10 protein-coding genes and 1 pseudogene are annotated in these 9,489 nt (G+C 66.0%); 3 read left to right on the plus strand and 8 right to left on the minus strand.

Annotation, left to right across the window (positions count from 1 at the left end; genetic code table 11):
- Position 1: 1 nt before the first annotated feature.
- The 8 genes from BST13_RS03695 to BST13_RS03725 form a co-directional block, all read right to left on the minus strand.
- Positions 2-1,144, minus strand: coding sequence for an FAD-dependent monooxygenase (locus tag BST13_RS03695; protein ID WP_083160701.1), 1,143 nt, complete (start codon positions 1,142-1,144; stop codon positions 2-4).
- Entirely contained in the window at positions 1,141-2,490 is a 1,350-nt protein-coding gene (locus BST13_RS03700; protein WP_083160703.1) for an ABC transporter substrate-binding protein, read from the minus strand. Before BST13_RS03700 ends, BST13_RS03695 begins: the two co-directional genes overlap by 4 nt.
- On the minus strand, positions 2,487-3,839 hold the full coding sequence (locus BST13_RS03705) for an MFS transporter (protein WP_083160705.1): 1,353 nt from the start codon (positions 3,837-3,839) through the stop codon (positions 2,487-2,489). The genes BST13_RS03700 and BST13_RS03705 overlap by 4 nt, the downstream gene beginning before the upstream one ends.
- Positions 3,840-3,883: 44 nt before the next feature.
- On the minus strand, positions 3,884-4,009 hold the full coding sequence (locus BST13_RS40140) for a hypothetical protein (protein WP_269770310.1): 126 nt from the start codon (positions 4,007-4,009) through the stop codon (positions 3,884-3,886).
- Entirely contained in the window at positions 3,996-4,553 is a 558-nt protein-coding gene (locus BST13_RS03710) for a peptidoglycan recognition protein family protein (protein ID WP_245839315.1), read from the minus strand. Before BST13_RS03710 ends, BST13_RS40140 begins: the two co-directional genes overlap by 14 nt.
- A 123-nt stretch (positions 4,554-4,676) precedes the next feature.
- Complete coding sequence (locus tag BST13_RS03715) at positions 4,677-5,093, minus strand: DUF5313 domain-containing protein (protein ID WP_083160707.1); 417 nt, start codon at positions 5,091-5,093, stop codon at positions 4,677-4,679.
- Positions 5,094-5,101: 8 nt separating this feature from the next.
- Complete coding sequence (locus BST13_RS03720) at positions 5,102-5,599, minus strand: MarR family winged helix-turn-helix transcriptional regulator (RefSeq protein WP_083160709.1); 498 nt, start codon at positions 5,597-5,599, stop codon at positions 5,102-5,104.
- A 125-nt stretch (positions 5,600-5,724) separates the two neighbouring features.
- Positions 5,725-6,711, minus strand: coding sequence for a LacI family DNA-binding transcriptional regulator (locus BST13_RS03725; protein WP_083160710.1), 987 nt, complete (start codon positions 6,709-6,711; stop codon positions 5,725-5,727).
- 146 nt (positions 6,712-6,857) lie between these two features.
- On the opposite strand from BST13_RS03725, the gene BST13_RS03730 reads away from it, so the two are divergent.
- The 3 genes and pseudogenes from BST13_RS03730 to BST13_RS39635 form a co-directional block, all read left to right on the plus strand.
- Positions 6,858-8,276: a sugar porter family MFS transporter gene (locus BST13_RS03730; RefSeq protein ID WP_083160712.1), complete on the plus strand. Its 1,419-nt coding sequence runs from the start codon at positions 6,858-6,860 to the stop codon at positions 8,274-8,276.
- A 26-nt stretch (positions 8,277-8,302) separates the two neighbouring features.
- Positions 8,303-9,328, plus strand: a complete 1,026-nt coding sequence (locus tag BST13_RS03735) for a Gfo/Idh/MocA family protein (RefSeq protein WP_083160714.1) — start codon at positions 8,303-8,305, stop codon at positions 9,326-9,328.
- Positions 9,325-9,489 (plus strand): annotated as a pseudogene (locus BST13_RS39635) (sugar phosphate isomerase/epimerase); the annotation flags it as partial. The gene BST13_RS03735 and the pseudogene BST13_RS39635, both read left to right, overlap by 4 nt.

The raw sequence follows: 9,489 nt of genomic DNA on the forward strand, positions 1-9,489 counted from the left end.
CTCAGCTGCCGACGATGTCGGCAAGCCGGGCCACGATCGTGGCCCGGCGGTCGGCGTAACCGCGTGCGGCGCGCTGGATCTCGGCGGTCTGCTCAGTCCGGACGCGTTGATACTGCTGCAAGGCGCTGGCATACGATCCGTCGCGCACTCCGTCCAGTTGGGTCGTCAACTCTCCGGCGTCCTGGATTGCCTGATTCGCGCCCTGCCCGCCGAACGGGGTCATTGGGTGCGCGGCGTCGCCGAGCAGCGCGATCCGCTGCGTGGTCCACCGGTCGATGGGGTCGCGGTCGTAGACCGGATGCATGAACACCGGACTGGTTGCCGACCGGATCATCCGCGGTACCACCGGGTCGAACTCGTCGAACTGCCGGGCCAGCGCTTCCAGGTCGGCACGCGCCGACCAGAGGTGCGCGGGCGGTTCGTCGACCCCGAGGGTGGCGTCCACCGCGACCTGCCGCCCGGCCCGCACCGGCATGGTGATCATGTGCTTGGCACGATCTGCCGAGTGCCAGGCCCGCAGCCGGTCGTTGGGACCCAGGTCCGCCAGGCACGCGGCCGGACTGGCGGCACGGAATATCACCGATCCGCAGTAGTGCATATCGTCGTGGCTGAACAGTTTTCGCACCGTCGAACGCAACCCGTCGGCTCCGATCACCAGGCCGGCCCGGGCGGTCGCTCCGTGATCGAAGATCAGATCGACATGGTCATCGCACTCGATGATGTCCGCGAGGTGGTGGTCGAGACGGATGCTCGCCGCTCCGACTGTCGACACCAGCAGTGCGTGGAGGTCGGCCCGATGCACGGTGCGCGGCGCCATCTCCGCGTCGGCGTAGCCGAACCTGCCGTGATCGGCACCTTCCTCGGGTGACGCCGCATACTCGGTCACCTTCAGCAGTCGACCGTTCTGATCTCGATCCTCGAAATACGGTGTAGCCGAGGAGATCTTCTCGAACTCGGCGAGAATGCCCCAGGCCTTGAACAGTCTCAGGGTCTGCGGGGAGATGCCGAGCGGACCACCGACCTCACCGAGTTCTCTGGTCTTGTCGAACACCACGGGTCGGTGTCCGTGGTGTTGCAGGGCCACCGCGGCGGCGAGCCCGCCGAGGCCGGCACCCACGATGGCGATGGGAACGTCGACGGTCATAGTGCGTGCGCCTTTCGTGTTGTCTGGACAGGCTCGAGCCGAACGAGCCCTTCGGTGTCGAGCCGTGCGGTGACTGTGCGGGGGTGATAAGCGGCGACGGTGCGGACGTTGCCGATCGGATACCACAGGCCGCGTTGGATGATGAGCTCCTGGATGGTGTGCACCAGGCTGCGGCGGTTCTCGCTGTCGGCGCAGCTCAGTTGCTCGTCGAGCAGATCGTCGAGATCGTCGGATTTGAGGCGGCGGTTCATGTTTCGCTGCGAGATGGCGAACTGATAGCGCAGCACGTCGGGATCTTCACCGGTGTAGTAGAAGAACCGGAAGTCGTACTCGCCGGACTGCTGGCGGCGTCGCAACTCGGTGAAGTCGACATCGGCGAGCTTCAACCGCACCCCGTGTTCTGACCATTGGTCAGCGACGGCGGTGAGCAGTTCGGCGTCGATCGGCGAGAAGGTGCTGTTGAACAACACCTCGAAGGTGAGACCAGGGCCCGCCCCCGCAGCGTGCAGGAGGCGCCGGGCTCGATGAGGATCGTAGGCCAGCTCGGTGCTGAGATCCCGGTGATAGCGCGTGTTCGGCGCCAGGACCGAGGTCGCGACCGTGTACCCCGCCTTCGCCAGGATCGGTTGTAGCCGGGTGTGATCTATCAGCAGGGACAGCGCCCGTCTGATCCCCGGATCGGCGAGCCGGCCGCGGGATACGTTGGGGCACAGCCCGTATGTGATACCCGCGTTGCGGTGCCCGATGACCCGGTACTCGCCGGGGTCCCCGGGTTCGCCGGCGTAGACATCGGTGTCGGGATACCCGGCCTGCGCGAAGACCACCCGGTGCGAGCCGTCGGTCAATGTCGCGGGCACACCGGATCCGGCGACGGCACTCCACCCTGCGGTGCCCACCCGGGTCTCACCGGCGGCCTTGCTGATCGCGAGATTCACCCCGACAAGCGATCGCAGAAACGCGGCATTGTGGCGGGCGAAGTGAAACGTCACGGTGGTGTCGGTGGCCTGAATTTCCCTGAGACCGGCCAGCGCCGCTACCGCGGCAGGCAGGGGCTGCACGTGCTGCAGCTCGACGATGTCCAGGAAGCTCTGTCGCACATTCGCGCCGGAAAGTGCCGTCCCGTCGGAGAACTCGATACCTGGGCGGATCGTGAACTCGACGGTCAGGGCATCTGCCTGCCGCCACGACGCGGCCAGCCACGGCACCAGCTCTCCGGTGACGGCGTCGACGTCGAGCAGGCTGTCGAAAACCATGCGGGAGTAGGTCTTCGACATGGTGTTGTAGGCCAGCCGAGGGTCTCGGGTGAGTTGAGCGGTGGGCCAGCCGAACGTGATCTCGGCGCTCATCCGACCGTCGCCAACTGCGAGGCCGCCGCACGGCGGGCCGCCTGAGCGGCCACCGACGCCACGATCCCGGCAGACAGGATCAGCACCGCGACGGTGTCGAACAACACTGTGCCGTCGGCTGTTTCGCCGACGACCGTCGCGCCGATCGACACCCCGATCGCGGCGCCCAGCGCGCGCAGGTAGTGATACACGCTGGAATCGAAGGGAACATGCGCGGAGTGGGTCAGTACGTTGGCTGCCAACGGGCTCCACAGCAGGCCCATCGCACCTCCCATCAGCGCGGCACTGCCGAGCAGCGCGACCACACCGTCGCCCGGCATGGCGGCCGGCACCGTGAGACTCACCGCGGTCACGATCAGCAGGATGGCCCCATAGCTCACGACCCGGGTGTTCTTGCGGCTGTTGCCCGGACGTCCCCACGGCAGCACCGGCAACAGGCCCGCGAAGAATGCCATCGGTACCAGGACCAGTGCTGACCGGTACGAATCGAACGACCGCACCTGCTGCAGGAAGTACATCACCGACAGGGTGAAGATGTTGGTCGCCATACCGGCGACGAAGACGATGAGAAAACTCTGGTACAGGATGGGCCGGGTGCCGTCAGACGCTCGGCGGCACAGCCCGATGACCGTGATGCCGACTGCGATCGCCATGGTGCACAGCACAATTCGGGCCGCGGTGGTGGCGGCCACGCTCGTCACCAGGAAGATTGCCACCTGCGCCACGCCCAGAACGACGATCACCGCTGCCGTACTGCGCGACCGGTTCGGCGACGGCTGCTCGTCAGGGGCGCTGCGCCCGGTGGAGGCCAGTGCCATCAGCGCGACAGCGGCAGCCGTGGTGGCGACCGTCTCGTACGGGAACGAGCGCCATCCCCACGCATCGTTGAGTGCCGCGGTGATCAGCGGTGAGGCCAACGCCGAGGCGGAAACCACCAGACCCCAGGTGCCGAGCACCGCCGAGTGATGATCGGGATAGAACTGTTGGCGGATGATCCGGAAGATCTGCGGGGCCAGGGCTGCCGACGCCACGCCTTGCAGGAACCGGATGACGATCAGGACCCAGAACTGTGGGCTGAGGCTGGGGGCGATACCGAGCGCGACGAGCACCGTCGAGCTCACATGAAAGGCACGCATGGCCGGGTAGCGGTGCACAGTCATCCCGGCTGGAAGCAGGGCCACACAGAAGCCCGCCAGGAAGGCCACTCCGACGTAGGCAGCTTGCGCGAAGGGGATGTCGAAAGACTCGGAGATCGCCGAATTCAACAGCACAGTGGACGATGAATTGGAGTAGAGGGTGTATTCGGTCAGGTACAGCGACGCCGCAACGGCGTAAAGGGACGGCTTCATGACGCCTCGGAGAACTAGCAGGGGTTAGTCGAACAAACGAAGAACTAACCCGCGATTCTCTTCAGCGGTGCCAGCCGGGCGCGGTTCCAGATCGACGCCAGCAGACTCGGTGCGCACGACACGTCGACCCGCACCACGCGTGCGGATGCGCTGTCGTCACCGGCACCCATGCCGAAGACTGTACCGGTTGCGGCCGGGAATCCGGTCTGCGATGTCAGCGCGGAGCTGATCCATGCTCAGCGACGGATCGTGTTTGGTGAGGTCCCATTCCTTGTGTCCGATCACGTGTGACGCAGGTTGCCCGATCTTGGCGACGATCGCCGCGCAACACTGCACGAAGGCCTGGTACTGCTCCAGGGGATAGGGCTTCCTGCCGTCGCTGACGGCGTGGATGCCGATGGTGTGGGCGTTGGCCTTGTTGGCGGGCAGATCCGGATACGAGCCATGGCCCGCGTGGTGGGCGATACCGGCAGCAACCACGGTGGCGGAGCCATCCCGGCCAACGAGAATGTGTGACAACGGGCCCGGTAGGTCTGCGGTGCCGTCAGCAACCACCTCTGCGGCGACGGTGTCGCTCCCGGTGTGGTGACACACCACGCCCCACGCGTCGTCGATGTAGCCGTGGCCACGTTGGCGCCACCCGTCGATCTCGGTCACCGTCAGACCCTCGGCCCGCAGGACGTGTGCGAGCCAGCCCAAATTGTCGATGGCCACCGAACCTCCCTGAAATGCTGCCTGGCGGTGAGATCGCGCGTGGGTGGGCGCGATGGATTCATGCTCACGGCTCGGCTGCTCGGGGGCCCGAGTAGTGCGGTACCTGTTTTTGCTGGCGTCGATTCAGAAGGGGCTGCTGTTGGCCTGGAACCGGGCCGATTCGGGCCTGGGGCCGAAGCGCCGGATGTAGTCCTCGTGGATGTGGGCTTCCTTCTTGTACTTGATCTCGTCGACGAGGTTGGGATCAAGATTGTGCTGGGCCAGCCGGTGGCGGCGCCACACCTTGTTCAGCGCCAGTGCCATCAACAGTGCCCAGATGTAGATCGGCACCGTCATCTCCATGTGGACGTACAGCGAGGCCGGCAACAGCCACAATGGGGCCAGGACGAGGAGCGGCGGGATCGCCATCCGGACCATGTGACGGCGTACGGCGCCGTAGTCGGCCAGGTCGTGGGCCACCCACTCGCGCATCGAGTCGGGCAGCCGCCTGCCGTACGCGTAGGTGAGGTACTGGATCAGGTTGGGGCGGTCTTTCGCCATGGTGGCTCCTAGGTTCCGGCGGTGAGTGCGTTGGCGGCCAGGGCCGCGGTGTTGATCCGAGTGAGTACCCGGTGCAGCTCTTCGAGCTCGGCCATGTCGACGCCCAATCGGGCGACGACGGCAGGCGGGATCTCCAAGGCCTGCTCACGCAGGGCGACGCCGGCCTCGGTCAGACCGATATCGGTCGAGCGTTCGTCGCCTGTGCTGCGGGTACGGGTGATCAGGCCCAGGGTTTCGAGCCGCTTGAGCATCGGCGAGAGTGTCGCGGATTCGAGCTGCAAGGCCGCGGCGATCTGCTTGACCGTCAACGGCGGCATGCCCGCGGCGTCCGATCTCTGGTGGTCCCACAGCGCCAACATCACCAGGTACTGCGGGTGGGTGATGCCCAGTGGCTCCAGCAGGGGCCGATAGACGGCCTGGACGGCGCGGTTGCTGATGGCCAGGGCGAAACAGACCTGCCGCTCGAGAGCGAGGGGATCGACTTCCACCTCGGTTGGTGTGGGCATGATTAAAAAGTACCCTAATAGTTAGGGCACTAGCAATATCGGGGCGCGCCGACGCTACGGTTTTTGGCGAAATTTGGCGGTAATCACGCCAAAAACCGTCGTCTCGGCGAGTGAGGGAGGCGCGGCTAGGTCGCGCGCGCGGTCGTCGAGCGCACCACCAGCTTGGGTTCCAGGACGACGTCGTGGGCTTCGCTGCGGCCCTCGAGCATCGCCACCGCCAATCGCACGGCGTGCTGCGCCAGCCCGACCGCATCCTGGTGGATTGTGGTCAGATCGATGCGCGGGTTGTCCGAGAGGTGGCTGTCGTCGTAGCCGATCAGGGACAGTTCGCCTGGGATGTCGACGCCGGCGCGCGTGAACACGTCGAGCAGGCCCAACGCGCAGCGGTCGTTGCCGGCCAACACCGCAGTAGGCAGGGCGCCCGCGTCGAGCATGGCCCGGGCAGCGGCCGCACCCGCCTGCTCGTTGTGGGCGCCCGGGATCACGGTGATGCGGTCGGCGAGCCCGTGACTGCGCATCGCGGCGCGGTACGCGCGGCGGCGGTCCGCCGAACCGGGATCGTCACCGCCGTCGACGTGGTGGATGGCGCGGTGGCCGAGATCGACCAGATAGTCGACGGCCAGCCGCATGCCCTTGGCGTCGTTGGTGCGGACCGTCGCCAACATGGCGTCGCTGTCGACGTGGGCGAGCCTGCGGCCCACCACCACGGTGGGGGCACGCTCGGCCAGCTTCTTCAGATACTCATGAGTTGACCTGGGACCCAACAGGATCAGGCTGCCGCACCGGTGGCTCAGAAGCGACTCGACGAACGTCGACTCCGGGCGGTCGTGCAGGTTGGCCGACAGCAGCATGTCGTAGCCGCAACTCTCGGCGGCGGGGTAGATGTTGGTCACCAGCTCGGCCTGGAACAACTGGTGCACGTCGGTGAGCACGCCGATGGTGCGGCTGCGGCCCTGGGCGAGCAGTCGCGCGGCCGAGTCGGGGCGGTAACCGATCTCGTCGGCGACCGCCAGAACCCGTTGCCTTGTCTCCTCACTCGCACCCGGTTTGCCGTCGAGGATGAACGACACCAGGGTTCGCGACACCCCCGCGCGTTCGGCGACGTCGGCCATGGTGGGCCGTCGCGGACCGGTGCGCTGCGACGGGCTCACCGGGTCTCCGGGGAAAGTGACGGTTGACACAGTTCGGGCATGCGCCCATAGTAGACCTCACGCGCGTTACTAACGCGCGTTAGTAAGAAGAGGAATTGAGGCCTGCAATGTCCGGATCATCTGGCGGAGTCCGAACTGCCCCGCATGGCAGATTCCTGACCAAGCTCACCGTCATCGCCACGCTCGGTGGGCTGTTGTTCGGGTACGACACCGGCGTCATCTCCGGCGCCCTGCTCTACATGAAGGACGACTTGGGGCTCAGTGACTTCGGCGAGGCCACCGTGGTCAGCTGCCTGCTGTTCCCTGGCGCGGCCTTCGGTGCCTTGTTCGGCGGGCGGGTCGCCGACCGGATCGGCCGGAAACGCACGCTGTTGGTATGCGCCGGACTGTTTCTCGTAGGGGCGATCGGGTGTGCACTGGCGCCCGGTGTCCAGGTCATGGTGGCCGCGCGCATCGTCCTCGGGCTCGGCGTCGGCGCCGCGGCGGTGACCTGCCCGCTGTATCTCGCGGAGATGGCGCCAGCCGACCGACGCGGCCGCATGGTCACCATCAATGAGCTGATGATCGTCACGGGCCAGATGCTGGCCTTCGCGACCAACGCACTGCTGGACCGCCTGTTTCACGATCCGCACGTGTGGCGGGTCATGCTCGCCGTGGCCGCCGCCCCGGCCATCGCTCTGTTCATCGGGATGCTGGTGCTGCCAGACTCGCCGCGGTGGTATGGCCTCAAAGGCCGGATGGCCGAGGCTCGTTCGGTGCTGGGACTGAGCCGCGACCCAGGCGAGGCCGACGCCGAGTACGCCCTGATCGAAGAACACACCGCACACATGCTCAAGACCACCGCCACCCCGTTCTCGGTGATCCGGGACGTGCCCTGGATCCGACGCGTGGTGCTCATCGGATGCGGCCTGGCGATCATTCAGCAGGCCACCGGCATCAACACTGTCAACTATTACGCCCCAACGATTCTCAAGCAGAGCGGGCTGGGTGTCAGCGCCGCACTGGTGGCGACCATCGCCGTCGGAGTCACGTCTGTGGTGACCACCGTCATCGGGATCATCCTGCTCGGCTACGTGGGCCGCCGGACCATGCTGCTGATCGGATTCGCCGGCGTCGCGGGCTCTCAGGCCGCGCTCTCGCTGGTGTTCCTGCTGCCGGAGTCGATGACCCGCAGCTATGTGATCCTCGGTTGCATGATCGCCTTCGTCGCGTTCGTCCAGATGTTCATCGGCACGTGCGTGTGGCTGCTGCTGTCCGAGATCTTCCCGCTCAGCATTCGCGGATTCGCCATGGGCATCGCAGTTTTCGTGCTGTGGTGCACCAACGCCATCATCTCGTTCCTGTTCCCGCTGCTGAACTCTGCGCTGGGCTCGACCGGCACCTTCGCGCTGTTCGTGGCGATCAACCTCGTGTCGTGGTGGTTCGTCCGCCGCTATGTGCCGGAGACCAAGGGCACCAGCCTCGAAGAACTCGAAGAGCGTTTCGAAGCCCACGGCACCGGCCCCATCCCCGTCGCTACTCACTGACCCCGCTGTATCCGAAAGGAAGTGCAATGTCTGACCTTCGAGTTGCCGTCTTGGGCGTCGGCCTGATGGGCGCCGACCACGTCGAGCGGTTGTCGTCGCGTATCTCCGGTGCCGGGGTCGCGGTCGTCAACGACTTCCTCACCGACAAGGCCGAAAGTGTCGCCGCGGGGATCCCCGGATGCCGGGCGATCAGCGATCCGCTGGATGCCATCGCCGATCCCGACGTGGACGCGGTGGTGCTGGCAACCCCTGGCCCGACGCACGAAAAGCAGCTGCTGGCATGCCTCGATCACGGCAAGCCGGTGCTGTGTGAGAAGCCCTTGACCACCGACGTCGAATCGGCGCTCGCAGTCGTCAAGCGCGAAGCCGAGCTGGGCAAACGACTCATCCAGGTCGGGTTCATGCGCCGCTTCGACGACGAGTACATGGCGTTGAAGGCCATGCTCGACGAGGGCGAGCTGGGACAGCCGCTGGTCTTGCACTGCGCGCATCGCAACCCGGCAGTACCACACGGTTTCGACAGCGCCATGGTGGTGCGCGACTCCCTGGTCCACGAGATCGACGTCACCCGATTCCTGTTCGACGAAGAGATCGCGTCCATCCAGATCATCAAGCCGACCGCGAATCCCGCAGGCCCAGAAGGGCTTTCCGACCCGCAGATCGCGATACTGCGCACCGCTGGCGGTAAGCATGTTGACGTCGAACTGTTCGTCCACACCGGCGTGGCCTATGAGGTGCGCACCGAGGTCGTTGCCGAGCGCGGTTCGGCGATGATCGGCCTGGACGTCAATGTGGTGCGTAGGGGCCAACCGGGCGTGTGGGGTGGGCGGATCACGCCAGGATTCCGGGAGCGCTTCGGCCGGGCCTATGACACCGAAATCCAGCGGTGGGTCAATGCAGTTCGCAGCGGGGTGAACATCGATGGGCCCACTGCGTGGGACGGTTACGCCGCAGCCGCCGTGTGTGAGGCCGGCGTCGAATCTCTGCAGTCGGGCCGGCCCGTCGAGGTGTCCATGGTGGCGCGCGACTCGATCACGGGAGCATTAGCATGAAGATTGCATTGGATCCGACGCCGTTTCACCACTCGCATGAGTTGCTGGAGTTCCCGAAGCTGGTGGCGGAGTTGGGGTATGAGTATCTGCAGTTGACGCCGCACCGGGATTTCATCCCGTTCTTCAACCATCCGCGCGCCGACGATGATCTGGTCGCCACG

This window comes from Mycobacterium aquaticum (assembly GCF_002086485.1).
Classification (GTDB): domain Bacteria; phylum Actinomycetota; class Actinomycetes; order Mycobacteriales; family Mycobacteriaceae; genus Mycobacterium; species Mycobacterium aquaticum.